This is a genomic window from Streptomyces tauricus (genome assembly GCF_014650955.1).
GTDB classification, from domain to species: Bacteria; Actinomycetota; Actinomycetes; order Streptomycetales; family Streptomycetaceae; genus Streptomyces; species Streptomyces tauricus.
This window is the reverse complement of the sequence record NZ_BMVY01000010.1, coordinates 57,642-73,170: the sequence shown is the minus strand read 5'-3', so window position 1 is coordinate 73,170 and position 15,529 is coordinate 57,642. Positions and strand designations below refer to the sequence as shown.

The window sequence follows — 15,529 nt, the reverse complement described above, 5'->3', positions numbered from 1 at the left end:
ACTTGTTACACGCCCAACTCCTGGGCCAGTACCGCCGCCTGTACCCGGCTGCGCAGCCCCAGCTTGCCCAGGAGGCGGCTGACGTGCGTCTTCACCGTCGCCTCCGCCATGTCGAGGCGTACCCCGGTCTCCGCGTTGGACAGGCCCTCGCCCAGGCAGGCCAGGACTTCCCGTTCGCGCCGGGTCAGCGCGTCGAGGACCGAGGGGTCCGCCGACGGCTCGCGGACGGGCCGCGCGGCGAACTCGGCGATCAGCCGGCGGGTGACCGCGGGTGAGATGAGGCCCTCGCCGCCCGCCACCGTGCGGACCGCCTCCAGGAGCTGGCGGGCCTCCGTGTTCTTCAGCAGGAAGCCGGCCGCGCCCGCGCGCAGCGCGCCGAACACGTACTCGTCCAGGTCGAAGGTGGTCAGTACGAGGACGTCGGCGATTCCCTCCCCGACGACCTGGCGGGTGGCGGCGACGCCGTCCAGGCGGGGCATCTGGACGTCCATCAGGACCAGGTCGGGGCGCAGTTCCCTGGCCATGGCCACCGCCTGCTCGCCGTCCGCGGCCTCGCCGACCACCTCGATGTCGGGGGCGCTGCCCAGGATGAGGACGAGACCGGCGCGTACGGCGGACTGGTCCTCGGCCACGAGCACACGGATCATGCGGATTCTCCTTCGGTGATCGGGAGGGTGGCGCGGACCGTCCAGGTTCCGCCGCCCGTGGTGCCGTGCGGGCCGGCCTTCGCCGCCTCGGTCTTCGCTGCCTCGGCCTCGGGTCCGGTCTCGGGTCCGGCCTCGAACGTGCCCTGCAGCAGGGCGACCCGCTCGCGCATGCCGATCAGTCCCGCGCCCGAACCGGGGGCGCGGGGGCCGTCCTTGCGGACGTCACCGAAAGGGCTGGTCACGCGTACGTCGAGGGCGTGGTCGCGCTGCACGAGCGAGACGGTGACCCGGCCGGGGGAGGCGTGCTTGAGGGCGTTGGTCAGGGATTCCTGCACGATGCGGTAGGCGGCCAGTTCGACCGGGGCCGGAAGCGCGGTGTGGGCGCAGTCGAGCGTGACGTCCAGGCCGTTGCCGCGGGCGTGCTCCACCAGGGAGGCGAGTCCGTCCAGGGTGGGCGCGGCGGCCGGCTCGGTGTCCCCGCTGCTGTCGCGCAGGATGCCGATGAGGCGGCGCATCTCCGCGAGCCCTTCGACACTGTTCTCGCGGATCACCCCGAGGGCCTGCTTGGAGGTGTCCGGGTCGTCGAGGGAGAGCGCGGCCGTGGAGTGGATGGCGATCGCCGACAGGTGGTTGGCCACCATGTCGTGCAACTCCCTCGCCATCCGGGCGCGTTCGGCGGTGACGGCCTGGGTGCGGTCGATCTCCGCGAGCAGGGCGGTCTGCTCGGCGCGCAGCCGGGCGGCCTCGGCGGCGTCGCGGTGGTTGCGGACCACCCAGCCGGTCGCGCCGGGCGTGAACGCCACGACGCCGATGACCACGCCGATCAGCAGCGCCTCGGGAACCCGCCAGACGGCGAGCGGCACCACCGTGCCCAGTACCGTCAGCGCCCCGCTGATCCACAGGACGCGGCGGGCGGTGGCGGGCGTGCCGTACAGGACGGCCGCGTACACGAGGTCCGTGAACATCACGAGGGTCACCAGGTTGCCCTGGGTGACGGTGTCGAGGGTCAGCGCGGCGACGCCCACCAGCAGACCGGTGCGCGGGTGGGTCCGGCGCAGCAGTTCGCAGCCCGCGATCACGGCGAGCGGCAGCAGGATCGGCCAGCGGCCCGACCAGAGCACGATCGGGTCGTCGGCCGTGCGGGTGCCGAGGCCGGCGCCCCACAGGAGGAGACCGCCGAGCAGTCCCGCCAGCGCGATGCGCACGTCGTCGCGGTGCGGGCGGGGCTGTCGCATGGCCATGCCTCCATCCAACAGGCAGTGTCCGCTCGCCGCCTGGTCCTGGAGGACGGTCCGTGCGCGCGTCCGAGTACATCGAAGGATGCAGGGGCGGTTCGTCATCGCCGACGACGATCTTCGGCCGTTCTTTCGCGAGCCTTGAAGGGTGACCGAGAGGAGTGCGTCGTGATCGTCACGCTGATCGTTGTGTGCGAGGTCGGCTTCTGGGTGCTGCTGGCCGGAGGGCTCGCCTTCCGCTATCTGCTGAGGATGCCCCGTACGGGGCTGGCCCTGCTGCTGTGCGAGCCCCTGCTGGAGGTCGTGCTGCTGGTGGTCACCGCGCTTGATCTCAAGGCCGGGGCCGAGCCGAACTGGACGCACGGGCTGGCCGCGCTGTACATCGGCTACACCGTCGGGCACGGGCACCGGACCGTGAAGTGGCTCGACGGGCATGCCGCGCATCGGCTCGGCGGTGCGGCCCGGCCGGCCGGGCCGCCGAAGTACGGGATGGCTCGGGCGCGGCACGAGGGGCGGGTGTGGCTCGGCACGGTGGTGGCGGCTGCCGTCGCCACGGGGTTGCTTCAGATCGCGATCTGGTACGTCGGTGACCCGGGGCGGGTGTCCTCGCTGGAGAGCTGGCGGTATGTGGCGTGGCGGGCGGCGGGGATCCACGGGGTGATCGCGTTGACGTATCTGGTGTTCCCGAAGAAGGCGCCGGAGTCCGTGGCGGGGAGCCTGACGAAACGGTGACGGGGCCGTTCGCCGGGCCCCTGAAGGGCGAAAAGACCGCGCCGTTCCCCGCGCCCCTAAAAGATTCCGCCGTTCCCCGCGCCCCTGAAGGCGAAAAGATTGCGCCGTTCCCCGCGCCCCCAAGAAGACGCGCTCAGCGGTCGCCGCCCGGGACCCACAGCACGTCGCCGATCTCCTTGTTGGCCGTCCTGGCCAGGATGAACAGGAGGTCCGAGAGGCGGTTGAGGTAGGTCGCCGTCAGGGGGTTCATGACTTCGGCGTGGGATTCCATGGCCGCCCACGTCGAGCGTTCCGCCCGGCGGACCACCGTGCACGCCTGGTGGAGCAGCGCCGCTCCGGGAGTGCCGCCGGGGAGGATGAAGGAGCGCAGCTTCTCCAGCCGTTCGTTGAAGCGGTCGCAGTCCGCCTCCAGCTTGTCGATGTAGAACTGCTCGACGCGCAGGGGCGGGAACTCGGGGTTCTCGACGACCGGGGTCGAAAGGTCCGCGCCCACGTCGAACAGGTCGTTCTGGACGCGGGAGAGGACCTTCACGATCTCCTCGTCGAGGTTGCCGAGGGCGATCGCCGTGCCGAGGGCCGCGTTCGCCTCGTTGGCGTCGGCGTACGCCGAGATCCGCGGATCCGTCTTGGCGGTGCGGCTCATGTCGCCGAGGGCGGTGGTGCCCTGGTCGCCGGTCCTGGTGTAGATGCGCGTCAGATTGACCATGCGGCCAGCGTAGTTACGCCCCGGCCGTTCGGAAGACGCGTGTGCCCACTGTCACGGCGAGTCCGGCGAGAGCGACGGCCACGAGGACCCCGTACGCCATGGAGGCGGTGGCGTACGAGCCGACGTACGCGTCCCGCATCGCGTCCACCAGATAGCGGAACGGCATGACGTGCGAGAGGGCGTCCAGCCAGCCCGGGGCCAGCGACATGGGCAGCATGAGGCCGGACAGGAGCATGGACGGCATGGTCAGCGCGTTGACGGTGGGGCCGAAGGTGTGGGGCGAGCTGACGCGCATGGCCAGCGCGTACGACAGCGAGGCCAGCGAGATCGTCAGGAGCGCGACGAAGGCGAAGCCGATCAGGATGCCCGCCACGGGTGCGCGCAGGCCCATCACCACGGCGGCCAGGACCAGCAGGACCGCCTGGAGGACGAAGACGGCCGTGTCGCGCAGCACCCGGCCGAGCAGGAGCGCGAGCCGGCTGACCGGGGTGACGCGCATCCGCTCCACGACCCCGTGGTTCTTCTCCACGATGATCATGAATCCGGCGAACGCGGCGCCGAACAGGCCGAGCTGCAGCAGCAGTCCGGGTACGAGGACCTGCCAGGAACTCCCGCCGCCGCCCAGCGGCAGATCGGTGAGCAGGGGGCCGAAGAAGAGCAGGTACAGCAGCGGCATCAGTACGCCGAAGAGCATCGCGAAGCGGGAACGCAGGGTCTGGCGGAGATAGCGCCCGAAGATCAGCGCGGTGTCCTGGAGCAGCATGTCGGTCACGACCTCGGAGGTTGGATGGTCAGACGGTCGCGGGGGCGGGGGCCGCCGGTTGCGGGGTACGGCCGGTGATCGCCAGGAACGTGTCCTGGAGCGTCGCGTCGGTCGAACCCCCGTACCGGAGCTTGAGCGCGCTCGGCGTGCCCTCCGCGACCACGACACCCCCGTCGACGATCACCAGCCGGTCGGCGAGCGCGTCCGCCTCGTCGAGGTAGTGCGTGGTGAGGACGACCGTGGTGCCGTGCTCGTCGCGCAGGCGGCGGACGAGGTCCCAGAGGTCGGCGCGGCTCGCCGGGTCGAGGCCGGTGGTCGGTTCGTCGAGGAACAGCACCTTCGGGCGGTGGGCGAGGCCGAGCGCGATGTCTAGCCGGCGGCGCTGGCCGCCGGAGAGCGCCGACGTCCTGCGGTCGAGGAGGCCGGTCAGGTCGAGGTCACGGGCCAATTCGTCGGCGCGCTCGACCGCCTGCCGCTTCGTCAGGCGGTAGAGGCGGCCCTGCGTGACCAGTTCCTCCCGTACGGAGACCTGGGGGTCGACCCCGCCCGACTGCGCCACGTACCCGCACACGCGGCGGACGCCCGCCGGGTCGGTGGCGAGGTCGTGGCCGGCGACGGTGGCGGCGCCGCCGGTGGGGGCCAGCAGGGTCGTGAGCATCCGGAGCGTGGTCGTCTTGCCGGCGCCGTTCGGGCCGAGGAGGCCGAGGATCTCGCCCGGCGCCACGGTGAGATCGATGCCGCGGACCGCCTCGACGGGGCCGCTCTTGGTCTGGAAGGTCCGGGCCAGGCCGGCCGTGCTGATGATGGGCATGGGTCAAGAAAAACAGAGGCACTTAAATTTTGCAATGCCTCCAAGATTTAAGGGAGTCCAATAAGTCCGGGTCCGGCCTACGATGAGGCCATGGCAGAGGGGCTCAGGGAGCGGAAGAAGCGCGAGACCAGGCAGCGCATCTCGGACATCGCCACGGGGCTGTTCCTGGAGCACGGCTTCGTCACCGTCACGATGGTCGATGTCGCGGAAGCGGCCGATGTGTCCGTGAACACCGTGTACAACTACTTCCCGGCCAAAGAGGACCTCTTCTTCGACCGCAGCAAGGGCGTGATCGACCGGCTCTCGCGCTGGGTGCGCGGCCGGGGCCCCGGCGAGTCGGCCGCCGCCGCCGTCCTGCGCGAACTGCGCGAGGAGGTCGAGGCGGTCTCGCCGCGGGTCGGCCTGATGGAGGGTTACGACCGGTTCATGCGGGTCATCCATGACGCGCCCGCGCTCCGCTCCCGCCTGTGGAGCCTTCAGCAGGAGGTCCACGACCATCTGGCGGACACCCTGCGCGAGGAGACGGGCGCGGCCCCGGGCGATCCGATGCCCGGGCTGATGGCGGGCCAGATCGGCTGGCTCCACCAGACGGTCATGAGCGCCGTCGGCCGTGAGATGGTCGCCGGGCGCGATCCGGCCGAGGTCTCGCGCGAGGTGCTGGTCCTGCTGGACGGCATGGAGGACCTTTTGAGCGAGAAGGTCCTCAACTACGCCGTCCGGGCGGCGGAATGAGCCGCCCGGTGTGATGTCCGTCAGATGAGACGTGACGCGCATTACTTAGCGGTCACACGGCACCTCACGAGCGCTATGGTCCGCCGGAGAGGCAACTCGGAGGTGTGTTGTTCGGGGCTGTCTCGCGATGTCAACGCCAGTCGTCCCGGTCGGCCTTCCGCCGGCCGGAGTCCGGGGTCGCGCGGCGGTGGCCGCCCATCGACGCGGCCCCCGGGAAGAAGCAGCAGGGGAGTCGGACAGTGGCAGGGAAGCTCGCCGTCATCGGGGCCGGACTCATGGGGTCCGGTATCGCCCAGGTCGCCGCACAGGCGGGCTGGGACGTCGTCCTGCGGGATGTCACCGACGCGGCGCTGACCCGTGGCACCGACGGCATCAAGGCCTCGTACGACAAGTTCGTGAGCAAGGGGAAGCTGGACGCCGGCGCGGCCGAAGAGGCGCTGGGCCGCATCACCACGACCACCGACCTGGACGCGGTCGCCGACGTCGACATCGTCGTCGAGGCCGTGTTCGAGAAGCTGGAAGTCAAGCACGAGATCTTCCGTACGCTCGACAAACTGGTGAGGGACGAGACCGTGCTCGCCTCCAACACCTCCGCCATCCCGATCACCAAGATCGCGGCGGCCACCGAGCGCCCGGAGCGGGTCGTCGGCGTCCACTTCTTCTCGCCGGTGCCGATGATGCAGCTCTGCGAGCTGGTCCGCGGCTACAAGACCAGCGACGAAGCGCTCGCGAGTGCGCGGGAGTTCGCCGAGTCGGTCGGCAAGACCTGCATCGTCGTCAACCGCGACGTGGCCGGCTTCGTCACCACCCGGCTCATCTCGGCACTCGTCGTCGAGGCGGCCAAGCTGTACGAGTCGGGCGTGGCCACCGCCGAGGACATCGACCTGGCCTGCAAACTGGGCTTCGGTCACGCCATGGGACCCCTCGCCACCGCCGACCTCACGGGTGTCGACATCCTGCTGCACGCGGCGAGCAACATCTACACCGAGTCCCAGGACGAGAAGTTCGCCCCGCCGGAACTGATGCGCCGGATGGTTGACGCCGGTGACATCGGACGCAAGAGCGGGCAGGGCTTTTACACGTACTGACACACGTACCGACTCTGTGGTGATCCACGGCCCGTCACACCGTCACTCGTCAGGGTGATTTGGGTATCGGTTCGCTCACGGACGGCAACTTCTGCCCCGGTACGGCAGTCAGTCCTGGCAACACCTTGCACACAGGACACGACGAAGACGCCGAGTACGAAAAACGCACTCTCGGGGAGCGCATATGCACATCAGGGGCGACCACGCCGAGCTGGTCGTCGGGGGCCGCCTCGACGTCCGCAGCGCGGCGGACGCCCGTACGGTCCTGCACACGGCCATCGACGACGGCGTCGGCGACCTGGTGCTCGACCTGTCAGAGCTGGACTCCTGGGACGCCACCGGGCTCGGTGTCATCATGGGGGCCCACCGGCGGGCGGGGCGGTACGGCCGGAGGCTTGTGCTGCGCGGCGTCCCGCCGCAGATGCAGCGCCTGCTGGTGGCCACCCGACTCCACCGCATCCTGGCGATCGAGGGCGGTATCGGGGTCGAATCACTGCCCAGGGTGTGACGCCCCGGGCGTCACTTCGGCCCCTTGGGCGGGTGGCTCCGCGTCACTGCCGCAAACGGCGAAGATCGGAACGGAAGCGGCGTACGAAACCCGTACCTCGCGAACAATCCTCACGAAGCTGTGACGTCTCGGACGGCGCGGTACCCCGTGTGTTCGTAGATACTGTGCGAAGGTTTAGGGTTCGCGTGCCCGCGTGTTGATGAACCCGTCAGTGGGCACCGGACCAGAAGCGACAGCGCAGTGTGCGGCAGGCCGGAGGGGGCTCGGCACACGACGCTTTTGGGGGGCTTGGACCTATGGACCCGACCAACCGGGGACCCGAAGACTACGGTCACGACGACGACTCGGCGCCACGACAGCGCCCACCGCGCGAGCCTTTGACGCACGTGCTCGGGCAGGGTGGCGTCCAGCACACACCCGCACCGGCCCGGACCGTCCAGCTGGTCGCGGGCGACCATCTGCTCACCGTCAATCCCGTCGACGGCAGCGAGATCGAGCTCTGCCCGCCGGGCGAGCGGCCGCCGCGGCCCACGAAGTTCAGCGCCGCCGAGCGCACCGAGCAGACCCGCTCCGCACGGCCGCCCGTCCCGCCCGGGGCGCCGGGGCCCGGCCTGCCGCTCCTGGAGCGCCAGGAGGAGCGTGAGCGGCTCGTACGGCTGCTCGCACGCGGACGCTCCGTACGGCTCACCGGGCCCTCGGGCTCGGGCCGCACCGTCCTCCTGGACGCCGTGGCCGACGACTGCGCGGATCTCGCGCCCGACGGCGTGATCCGCCTCAGCGGCCACCGCCGCACGGCCGACGATCTGCTGCACGACCTCTTCGCCGCCGTCTACGACGCTCCGCTGTACCGGCCGGAACAGGACGAACTGCTCGCACTCGTCCACGAGATCGGCGCGGTCGTCGTCCTGGACGACGTGGAGTTCGGCGGCAACGCGCTCGAAGACCTGCTCGACGCCACACCCGAGTGCGCCTTCCTCGTCTCCGCGACACCCGAGATCGCCGCGCCGTCCGCCGACTCGCTCCTCGAAGAGGTCTTCCTCAGCGGTCTCGGCCGCGCCGGCGGACTCGAACTGCTGGAGCGTGCCGTCGGCCGCGTCCTGACCGAGGAGGAGGCCAACTGGGCGGGCGACCTCTGGTTCGAGTCCGAGGGACTCCCGCTGCGCTTCGTCCAGGCCGGCGCCCTGCTGCGGCAGCGCGACCAGCTGAGCGCCGACCCGGCGGCCTTCGACGACTTCGGCCGCTACTCCGGCGAGTACGACGACGCGCCCGTGGACGCGCACGCCGACTCCGCCGCCTCTGCCGTCCCGTCCGTCTCCTCCGCCGACGAGTCCTCCGGCACCGAGGACCGCCGCGAGGTACCGCTGCCCTCGCTCGCCGAGGGTGCCGCGCCCGCCGCGCTGCTCGCCTCCCGGCTCAGCGAGTCGGCCCGCGCCACCCTGCGCTTCGCCGTCGCCCTGGGCGGCGAGGTGCCGCACCAGGCGCATCTGCCCGCCATCGTGGGGCACACCCACGCCGACGCCGCGCTCGCGGAACTCGTCGGCTGCGCGCTCGTCACCCCGGTCGGCTCGCACTACCGGCTCGCGGCCGGCGTGCAGACCCAGCTGGAGAGCGCCGGATACGCCGCGGACGCCGAGGAGACGGCCCGCGCCGCCGCCCGGCACTACGCCTGGTGGGCCGGGCACCCGTCCGTCACCCCCGAGCGGGTCTGCGCCGAGGCCGACGCCGTGCTCGCCGCCCTGGTCGCCCTGGTGCCGCTGACCGTGCCGCCGGCCGAGGACGAGGAGAACGCCACGGCGGTGGAGCTGGCCCGGACGGCCGCGCCCGCCTTCGCCGCGGGACTGCACTGGAGCGCCTGGGAGCGCGCGCTGCGCTCCGGCAGCGAGGCCGCCCGGCTCGCCGGCGAGGTCTCGGATCAAGCCTATTTCCACCACGAGTTGGGCATCCTCGCGCTCTGCGGCGGACAGCTCGACCGGGCCCGCGCCGAACTGGAGGCCTCCGTCGGCCTGCGCGGCGCCCTCGCCGACAAGCGCGGCACCGTCGCGGGCCGGCGGGCCCTGGCCCTGGTCGCGGACCGCTCGGGCTTCTCCAGCCTCCCGGCCTCGTTCGGGCAGGGGGGACCCCCGGCGCTGCCCGCGGCGATCGGCTCCACGTCCGGCGAGGAGGTGCCCGACGCGCGGTACGAGGAGTCGGCGTCCCCGCCCGGCGGCGTACCGGCCGCGCTCGCACCGGTTCCCTCGCCGCAGGGACCCGGCGAGCCCGCCACGCTGGTCACGCACCGCACCGGGCCCGCCGCCTCGGCCGGGGCCGGGGGAGCGAAGGCCGCGGGGGCGCGGGCAGGCGGGATGAAGGGCCTGGTCAACGGCACCCGGCGCAATCTGGTGGCCGCCGGGGCGGGCGCGCTGCTCGCCGCCGTGCTCGGCACGGTGGTGACGCTCGGCGCGACCTCCAACCCCGACGACAACACCCCGTCGGAGAAGGTCGGCGTCAACCCGTCGGCCAGCGCGGACGACGACGGCGAGGGGCTCGGCGCGGACCGCCCGAAGAAGGGCAGCGGCGACGCCGACTCGACGGCCCGTCCGACCGACCCGGGCAAGGACGGCGTCCTCGGCACCTCGGACGACCCGACACCGACGTCGACCGGCGAGCCGTCGGACGACCCGAGCGGGTCGAAGGACCCGAGCCCGACCACGTCCACGACGAAGCCGCCGTCGTCCACGACGAAGCCGCCGACCTCACCGAAGCCGTCGAACACTTCGAAGCCGCCGACGAGTTCGACGCCGACCCCCACGCCGACGCCGACACCGACCGGGCCCTCCGGGGAGCCCAGCGAGACGCCGCCGACCGAACCGTCGACCTCCGACTCGGCCAGTGGCCCCGCGTCCAGCCCGGCCACGAGCAGCAGCTCCGCGACCGGCGGCGCACCCGGGTCGCCGACGGTGATCTGAGGCACGCGGACGCCGCACATGGCGGTGGGCCGGAACCCTTCAAGGGTTCCGGCCCACCGCCATGTCGTACGAAGTATCTCGGCCGGGCTCAGAACAGCCGCAGCTTGTCGTCCTCGATGCCCCGCATCGCGTTGTAGTCGAGGACCGTGCAGCCGATGCCCCGGTCCGTGGCGAGCACACGGGCCTGCGGCTTGATCTCCTGCGCGGCGAAGATGCCGCGGACCGGCGCGAGATGCGGGTCGCGGTTCAACAGGTCCAGGTAGCGCGTCAGTTGCTCCACGCCGTCGATCTCGCCGCGCCGCTTGATCTCCACGGCGACGGTTTTGCCGTCCGCGTCGCGGCACAGGATGTCGACCGGGCCGATGGCCGTCATGTACTCGCGGCGGATCAGCGAGTAGCCCTCGCCGAGGATCTCGATCCGGTCGGCGAGGAGCTCCTGGAGGTGCGCCTCCACGCCGTCCTTGATCAGGCCGGGGTCGACACCGAGCTCGTGCGAGGAGTCGTGGAGGACCTCCTCCATGGTGATGATGAGCTTCTCGCCCGCCTTGTTGATGACGGTCCACACGCCCTCGTCGTCCCCCGAACCCTCCTTCAGGGTGCAGGGCGGCGACATCCAGTTGAGGGGCTTGTAGGCCCGGTCGTCCGCGTGGATCGAGACGCTGCCGTCCGCCTTCACGAGGATGAGACGGGGGGCCGACGGGAGATGGGCGGTGAGCCGGCCCGCGTAGTCAACGGAGCAGCGGGCAATGACGAGACGCATGGTCGGCAACGCTACTCGACCGGCACGGGTCGGCGCGATCCGGCCAGGAGGCTCGTTGACCGGAGCGTTTCCCGTCACCTTCCCTGTCGCCCCTGTTTCCCCGTATAAGCCCTGTTCGAAAGTGGCCGGTTGTGTGCACGTTGGGTCTTCGCCGTGTGCTCAATGTCCTGGTGCGGCCACGAACAGTTGCCTACCGTATAAACGGGAGGTCGCGATGTATGTACTCAGCGTGTTCGGCATCGCGGTCTCCTTCCCTGTCCGTCAACCCCCTCTGCCGAGGGGGTGCGAGAGGAGAACCCATGTCGCTCGACGTCTCACCGGCCCTACTCGAAAAGGCCGAGCGAGGCGAGGTCGACGAAGCGGAATTCGTCGACTGCGTCCGGAGCTCCCTGCCCTACGCATGGGAGATGATCAGCTCCCTGGTGGCCCAGCTGAAGGTGGACGGCGGCAACTTCGCCGACAACCAGACGCCGCCGCCGGACGAGCAGGCGCGGGGCCAGCTGCTGCGTGCCCTCGCGAGTGACGCGATACGAGGTGCGTTGCAGCGGCACTTCGGGGTGCGCCTGGCCTTCCAGAACTGCCACCGGGTGGCGGTGTTCCCGCTGGACGGCTCGGTGGACGACACCCTGACCCGCTTCACGTCGGTGCGCAGTCAGCTGCTGAACCAGTCACCGGAGTTCCGGGACTGCTGATGCGGTGATGCCGCCCAGCTTGCCGCTCCGTACGCGGGAGGTGTTCTGTACGGGAGCGGCAAGCCTCCCGTGGCTCGGGCCTGTTCGGCCCGGGCCCCGGGTCCGCGGAGGCGGGGTGTCGTGCTCCCGGGCCGGTGCGCCGGTCCGCCGCTCACCGCAGCCTGGGCAGTACCTCGTCCCCCAGCCGCCGTACGTTCTCCTCCGTGGCGGCCAGATCGCCGGAGCCCTCCACGAGGAGCGCGAAGCGGGTGATGCCCGTGCGCTCGGAGGTCGCCGCGAGGCGGTCCGCGCAGAGCCGGGGGGTGCCCACCGGGTGCAGCCCGCAGAGAAGTTCGGTGTAGGCCACGGGGTCGCGCATCGAGCGCGTGCGGTCGTCCACCGTCACATGGGCTTCCAGCCCCTGCCGCAGCCATCCCGGCATGGCCTTCTGCAGCGTCTCGACGGCGTCCGTCCGCCGGTCCGCGATCTGTGCCACTCCGGCCGACACATGGGACGCTGCGGCGACCGCGATGTCGTCGGGGGAGTACCCCGCCGCGAGCGCGCACGTACGCCACAGCGCGACCATCTCGGCCTTCTCCTCGTCCCCCACATGCATCCCGAGAAGCATCGGAAGCCCGCGCTCGGCGGCCATCCTGACGCTCGAAGGCGAGGTGCACGCGACGACGACCTCGGGGCTCTCGCCGCCCGACAGGGCCTCCGACGGCCGTGGCACGACCGCGACCTCACGGAAGCCGAAGCGCTCGGAGCCGCCCGCCACGGCCGGTTCACGCAGCCAGCTCATCAGCAGATCGAGTGATTCCGGGAACCCCTGTTCGTATGCTTCGAGGCCCGTCCCGAAGACCTCCAGGTCGACCCACGGCCCGCCGCGCCCCACCCCGAGAGAGAAGCGCCCGCCCGAGGTCACGTGCAGCAGCGCGGCCTGTTCGCCGAGGGCCACCGGGTGCACGGTGGGCAGCACGCTGACCGCCGTGCCGACGCGGATACGGCGGGTGCGGCCCAGCAGCAGCGCCGCGAGCGTCACGGCCGACGGGCACGTCCCGTACGGCACGAAGTGGTGCTCGGCCAGCCACACCGTGTCCAGCCCGGCCTCCTCGGCGACCTCCGCCGACCGCACCGCGCGGTGCAGCGCCTCGCCCTGTCCCTGACCGGGAAACTGGGCCGCCAGAACGAAACTTCCTACGCGCATCGCGCTCCTGCCTCCTTGAGCCGACGAGGCTCCCCCATCCCGCATAACCGTCTGACACGTGCCAAAGACACGGCTTGGCGGGGAGATTGGCGGATTGTCTGCAGAATGAGCCGACTGCGCGGGGGATCTGTGGGGTTTGGTGACGTACGCGTACCCCCGGGTGCTCCGCGTAGGCTGGTCGCGGCCCCTGCTCCCTGTATAGCTCCGTGAGGTGTCCTGTGTCCCCGCGTCGCAACCGTCCCCACGTCGGTGGCTCCGGCCGGAGCGCGGACGAGGACCCGTCCGACCGGTACGGCGGCTGGCAGTCGGCCGAGAGCTGGCAGGGCGAGTCGTGGAGCGTGCGGCACGTGGCGGGCGCGAGCGCGCAGGGCAAGACCTATCGCTGCCCGGGCTGCGACCAGCAGATCCCCTCCGGCGTCCCGCACGTGGTGGCCTGGCCGGAGCACTCCGGTGTGGACGAGCGCCGCCACTGGCACAAGTCGTGCTGGAACGCGAAGGACCGCCGCACCACGAGGGTGCAGCGGTCCCGGAACGCGCCGAGGTTCTAGGCCCCGGGCCGGCGCTCGGACAGCCCGGCGCTCAGACGTCCCGTCGTTCGAGGAGCGCGTACGCGCCCGCGATCGCCGCGGCGGTCACCCCGACGAGCAGGACGAGCTGCGAGCCGCCCCCGCCGTTCTCGGAGTCCAGCTCGAAGATCTTGGCGAGCGCGTTCGGAGCGTTGTATTCCGTCATCTTCTCGCCGAGCGTCCGCAGGCTCTCGGACATCATCAGGAACGCCGGCAGGATCGCCGGCACGAGGACCAGGCCCAGCATCGCGGTGATCGCGCCCGCGGAGTGCCGCAGCATCGAGCCCACGGCGAGCGCGAGCACGCCGAGCAGCGACACGTACAGCGCGCCCATCAGGACGGTCCCGCCCCACTTGTTGTCCGAGGCCCCGCCGTGCATGCCCGACGTGATCAGGCCGACGAACCCGATGGCGAACGCCGACACGACGAACGCGACGACGAAGAAGATCAGCAGCTTGGCGGTGAGCACCCGGTGACGCTGCGGCGAGGCCGTGAACGTCGTACGGATCATGCCCGTGCCGTACTCGGACGAGACCACCAGCACGCCCAGGGTGATCAGGCAGATCTGCCCGAGGATCAGCCCGAAGAACGCGGGGATCGTGTAGGGGACGTCCGCGTAGTCGTTGCTGTCCGTGTTGGCGGCGACGAGGAGGCCGATCCCCACGACCAGGAGCAGGAAGACGCCGAGCGTCCACATCGTGGAGCGCACCGACTTGATCTTCGTCCACTCCGAGGTGAGCGCGTGCCCGAGATGGGTGCGCGTGATCGGAATCGGCGAGGTGTACGAAGTCCCGGGCGCCGACTGCCAGTTCGGGGCAGGGGCGGCCTGCTGGTGTGTCTGCGGCTGGGGCGTGCTCATCGGGCGTCCTCGGGCTTGGTCAGGTCGGGGGCGGCGGAGGAGGGCTGCGCGGAGGCGGCCGGAGACGGTGCGGGAGCGGGCTGCGCGGGCTGCGCAGGGGCCGGCTGAGCGGGCTGGGCGTACGGATTGGGCACTCCGGCACCCGGGACGCCCGGAGCGCCGTAAGGGCCCGCGGGCGGCTGTCCCTGGGGCATCGCGAACGGCTGCCCGCCGTGCTGGGGCGACGGCGGCGCGTACCAGCCCGGCTGGCCCTGGCCCGGCACCGGCATCTGCGGCGGCGGCACCGCCCCCGGCGGCAGCTGCTGCTGCAGGCCCGCGCGCTGGTCGGTGGTGGAGCGGTAGTCGACCGCGCCCTGCGTCATCCGCATGTACGCCTCCTCCAGCGACGCCTGATGCGGGGACAGCTCCCACAGCCGTACATCCGCCTCGTGGGCGAGGTCGCTGATGCGGGGGAGCGGCAGCCCGGTGACGCGCAGCCCGCCGTCCTGCTCGGGCAGCACCTGACCGCCCGCCTCCGTGAGCGCGGCCGTCAGCTTCTCGCGCTGGGCGGGATCGGTGCCGGGGGTGCGCACCCGGGCGAAGTCGGCCGAGTTGTGCGAGATGAAGTCGCGCACGCTCATGTCGGCCAGCAGCTGTCCGCGGCCGATCACGATGAGGTGGTCGGCCGTGACGGCCATCTCGCTCATCAGGTGCGAGGAGACGAAGACGGTCCGGCCCTCCGCGGCCAGCGACTTCATCAGGTTGCGCACCCAGAGGATGCCCTCGGGGTCGAGTCCGTTGACCGGCTCGTCGAAGAGGAGCACCTGCGGGTCGCCGAGCAGCGCGGCCGCGATGCCGAGCCGCTGGCCCATACCGAGCGAGAAACCCTTGGAGCGCTTCTTCGCCACGTCCTGGAGGCCCACGACGCCGAGCACCTCGTCCACCCGGCGGGCGGGGATGCCCGACAGTTGCGCCAGGCACAGCAGGTGGTTGCGGGCGTGCCGGCCGCCGTGCACGGCCTTGGCGTCGAGCAGCGCGCCGACCTGGCGCGGGGCGTTGGGCAGCCTGCGGTACGGGTAGCCGCCGATCGTCACCTGCCCGGCGCTGGGGTTGTCCAGCCCGAGAATCATCCGCATGGTCGTGGACTTGCCCGACCCGTTGGGGCCGAGGAAGCCGGTGACGGAGCCCGGCCTGACCTGGAAGGAAAGGTTGTACACGGCCGTCTTGTCGCCGTAGCGCTTCGTCAGGCCGACTGCCTCGATCATTCTCCGCACCCATCGAAAGGTTCAGGACGTCGGGGCACACGCCCCCGTAAGGATT

The 15,529-nt window shown here is 71.4% G+C and carries 16 protein-coding genes; 7 read left to right on the top strand and 9 right to left on the bottom strand.

Annotation, left to right across the window (positions count from 1 at the left end; translation table 11 throughout):
* Window positions 1-5: 5 nt before the first annotated feature.
* Together IE278_RS17875 and IE278_RS17870 are read right to left on the bottom strand one after the other, a co-directional pair.
* The gene (locus IE278_RS17875) at window positions 6-647 is read right to left on the bottom strand and encodes a response regulator (protein WP_189773462.1); all 642 of its coding nucleotides are present in this window, start codon (window positions 645-647) and stop codon (window positions 6-8) included.
* The gene (locus IE278_RS17870; protein WP_189773460.1) at window positions 644-1,888 is read right to left on the bottom strand and encodes a sensor histidine kinase; all 1,245 of its coding nucleotides are present in this window, start codon (window positions 1,886-1,888) and stop codon (window positions 644-646) included. Before IE278_RS17870 ends, IE278_RS17875 begins: the two co-directional genes overlap by 4 nt.
* Before the next feature lie 162 nt (window positions 1,889-2,050).
* Here IE278_RS17870 and IE278_RS17865 point away from each other — a divergent pair, with 162 nt between their 5' ends.
* Window positions 2,051-2,614 (top strand): hypothetical protein, encoded by a 564-nt coding sequence (locus IE278_RS17865; RefSeq protein ID WP_189773458.1) that lies wholly within the window; start codon window positions 2,051-2,053, stop codon window positions 2,612-2,614.
* Between the two features lie 133 nt (window positions 2,615-2,747).
* On the opposite strand, the gene IE278_RS17860 is transcribed toward IE278_RS17865, so the two are convergent.
* Genes IE278_RS17860 through IE278_RS17850 form a run of 3 tightly spaced genes read right to left on the bottom strand, consistent with a single transcriptional unit; the run spans window position 2,748 to window position 4,894 of the window.
* The gene (locus IE278_RS17860) at window positions 2,748-3,320 is read right to left on the bottom strand and encodes a cob(I)yrinic acid a,c-diamide adenosyltransferase (RefSeq protein ID WP_189773456.1); all 573 of its coding nucleotides are present in this window, start codon (window positions 3,318-3,320) and stop codon (window positions 2,748-2,750) included.
* A 13-nt stretch (window positions 3,321-3,333) separates the two neighbouring features.
* Window positions 3,334-4,083 (bottom strand): ABC transporter permease, encoded by a 750-nt coding sequence (locus IE278_RS17855; RefSeq protein WP_189773730.1) that lies wholly within the window; start codon window positions 4,081-4,083, stop codon window positions 3,334-3,336.
* A 28-nt stretch (window positions 4,084-4,111) separates the two neighbouring features.
* Window positions 4,112-4,894, bottom strand: coding sequence for an ABC transporter ATP-binding protein (locus IE278_RS17850; RefSeq protein WP_189773454.1), 783 nt, complete (start codon window positions 4,892-4,894; stop codon window positions 4,112-4,114).
* A 90-nt stretch (window positions 4,895-4,984) separates the two neighbouring features.
* Between IE278_RS17850 and IE278_RS17845 the strand changes: the two genes are divergently transcribed.
* The 4 genes from IE278_RS17845 (at window position 4,985) to IE278_RS17830 (ending at window position 10,167) form a co-directional block, all read left to right on the top strand.
* The gene (locus tag IE278_RS17845) at window positions 4,985-5,626 is read left to right on the top strand and encodes a TetR/AcrR family transcriptional regulator (RefSeq protein ID WP_189773452.1); all 642 of its coding nucleotides are present in this window, start codon (window positions 4,985-4,987) and stop codon (window positions 5,624-5,626) included.
* Between the two features lie 239 nt (window positions 5,627-5,865).
* Window positions 5,866-6,714, top strand: coding sequence for a 3-hydroxyacyl-CoA dehydrogenase family protein (locus IE278_RS17840; RefSeq protein ID WP_189773451.1), 849 nt, complete (start codon window positions 5,866-5,868; stop codon window positions 6,712-6,714).
* A 184-nt stretch (window positions 6,715-6,898) separates the two neighbouring features.
* Window positions 6,899-7,222, top strand: a complete 324-nt coding sequence (locus IE278_RS17835) for an STAS domain-containing protein (RefSeq protein WP_189773450.1) — start codon at window positions 6,899-6,901, stop codon at window positions 7,220-7,222.
* 296 nt (window positions 7,223-7,518) lie between these two features.
* Window positions 7,519-10,167 carry an ATP-binding protein gene (locus IE278_RS17830; protein WP_189773449.1) on the top strand — a complete coding sequence of 883 codons (2,649 nt, stop codon included), beginning with the start codon at window positions 7,519-7,521 and terminating at the stop codon, window positions 10,165-10,167.
* A gap of 88 nt (window positions 10,168-10,255) precedes the next feature.
* Here the strand turns inward: IE278_RS17830 and nucS are convergent, their stop codons facing one another.
* On the bottom strand, window positions 10,256-10,927 hold the full coding sequence (gene nucS / locus IE278_RS17825; RefSeq protein ID WP_107021285.1) for an endonuclease NucS: 672 nt from the start codon (window positions 10,925-10,927) through the stop codon (window positions 10,256-10,258).
* A gap of 299 nt (window positions 10,928-11,226) precedes the next feature.
* On the opposite strand from nucS, the gene IE278_RS17820 reads away from it, so the two are divergent.
* Window positions 11,227-11,619: an SCO5389 family protein gene (locus IE278_RS17820; RefSeq protein ID WP_189773448.1), complete on the top strand. Its 393-nt coding sequence runs from the start codon at window positions 11,227-11,229 to the stop codon at window positions 11,617-11,619.
* 151 nt (window positions 11,620-11,770) lie between these two features.
* On the opposite strand, the gene IE278_RS17815 is transcribed toward IE278_RS17820, so the two are convergent.
* A complete protein-coding gene (locus tag IE278_RS17815; RefSeq protein ID WP_189773447.1) occupies window positions 11,771-12,805 on the bottom strand; it encodes an LLM class flavin-dependent oxidoreductase in 1,035 nt (344 codons plus the stop codon).
* Between the two features lie 218 nt (window positions 12,806-13,023).
* On the opposite strand from IE278_RS17815, the gene IE278_RS17810 reads away from it, so the two are divergent.
* The gene (locus tag IE278_RS17810; protein WP_189773446.1) at window positions 13,024-13,353 is read left to right on the top strand and encodes an Rv1322 family protein; all 330 of its coding nucleotides are present in this window, start codon (window positions 13,024-13,026) and stop codon (window positions 13,351-13,353) included.
* Between the two features lie 31 nt (window positions 13,354-13,384).
* Here IE278_RS17810 and IE278_RS17805 read toward each other — a convergent pair whose 3' ends face one another.
* Together IE278_RS17805 and IE278_RS17800 are read right to left on the bottom strand one after the other, a co-directional pair.
* Entirely contained in the window at window positions 13,385-14,230 is an 846-nt protein-coding gene (locus tag IE278_RS17805) for an ABC transporter permease (protein WP_189773444.1), read from the bottom strand.
* Window positions 14,227-15,474 (bottom strand): ABC transporter ATP-binding protein, encoded by a 1,248-nt coding sequence (locus IE278_RS17800; RefSeq protein ID WP_189773442.1) that lies wholly within the window; start codon window positions 15,472-15,474, stop codon window positions 14,227-14,229. Before IE278_RS17800 ends, IE278_RS17805 begins: the two co-directional genes overlap by 4 nt.
* Window positions 15,475-15,529: the final 55 nt, after the last annotated feature.

Coding starts and splice junctions, on each gene's coding strand:
- IE278_RS17875 (WP_189773462.1), bottom strand. CDS start 647: ATGATCCGTGTGCTCGTGGCCGAGGACCAGTCCGCCGTACGCGCCGGT.
- IE278_RS17870 (WP_189773460.1), bottom strand. CDS start 1,888: ATGGCCATGCGACAGCCCCGCCCGCACCGCGACGACGTGCGCATCGCG.
- IE278_RS17860 (WP_189773456.1), bottom strand. CDS start 3,320: ATGGTCAATCTGACGCGCATCTACACCAGGACCGGCGACCAGGGCACC.
- IE278_RS17855 (WP_189773730.1), bottom strand. CDS start 4,083: ATGCTGCTCCAGGACACCGCGCTGATCTTCGGGCGCTATCTCCGCCAG.
- IE278_RS17850 (WP_189773454.1), bottom strand. CDS start 4,894: ATGCCCATCATCAGCACGGCCGGCCTGGCCCGGACCTTCCAGACCAAG.
- IE278_RS17845 (WP_189773452.1), top strand. CDS start 4,985: ATGGCAGAGGGGCTCAGGGAGCGGAAGAAGCGCGAGACCAGGCAGCGC.
- IE278_RS17835 (WP_189773450.1), top strand. CDS start 6,899: ATGCACATCAGGGGCGACCACGCCGAGCTGGTCGTCGGGGGCCGCCTC.
- IE278_RS17830 (WP_189773449.1), top strand. CDS start 7,519: ATGGACCCGACCAACCGGGGACCCGAAGACTACGGTCACGACGACGAC.
- nucS (WP_107021285.1), bottom strand. CDS start 10,927: ATGCGTCTCGTCATTGCCCGCTGCTCCGTTGACTACGCGGGCCGGCTC.
- IE278_RS17820 (WP_189773448.1), top strand. CDS start 11,227: ATGTCGCTCGACGTCTCACCGGCCCTACTCGAAAAGGCCGAGCGAGGC.
- IE278_RS17815 (WP_189773447.1), bottom strand. CDS start 12,805: ATGCGCGTAGGAAGTTTCGTTCTGGCGGCCCAGTTTCCCGGTCAGGGA.
- IE278_RS17805 (WP_189773444.1), bottom strand. CDS start 14,230: ATGAGCACGCCCCAGCCGCAGACACACCAGCAGGCCGCCCCTGCCCCG.
- IE278_RS17800 (WP_189773442.1), bottom strand. CDS start 15,474: ATGATCGAGGCAGTCGGCCTGACGAAGCGCTACGGCGACAAGACGGCC.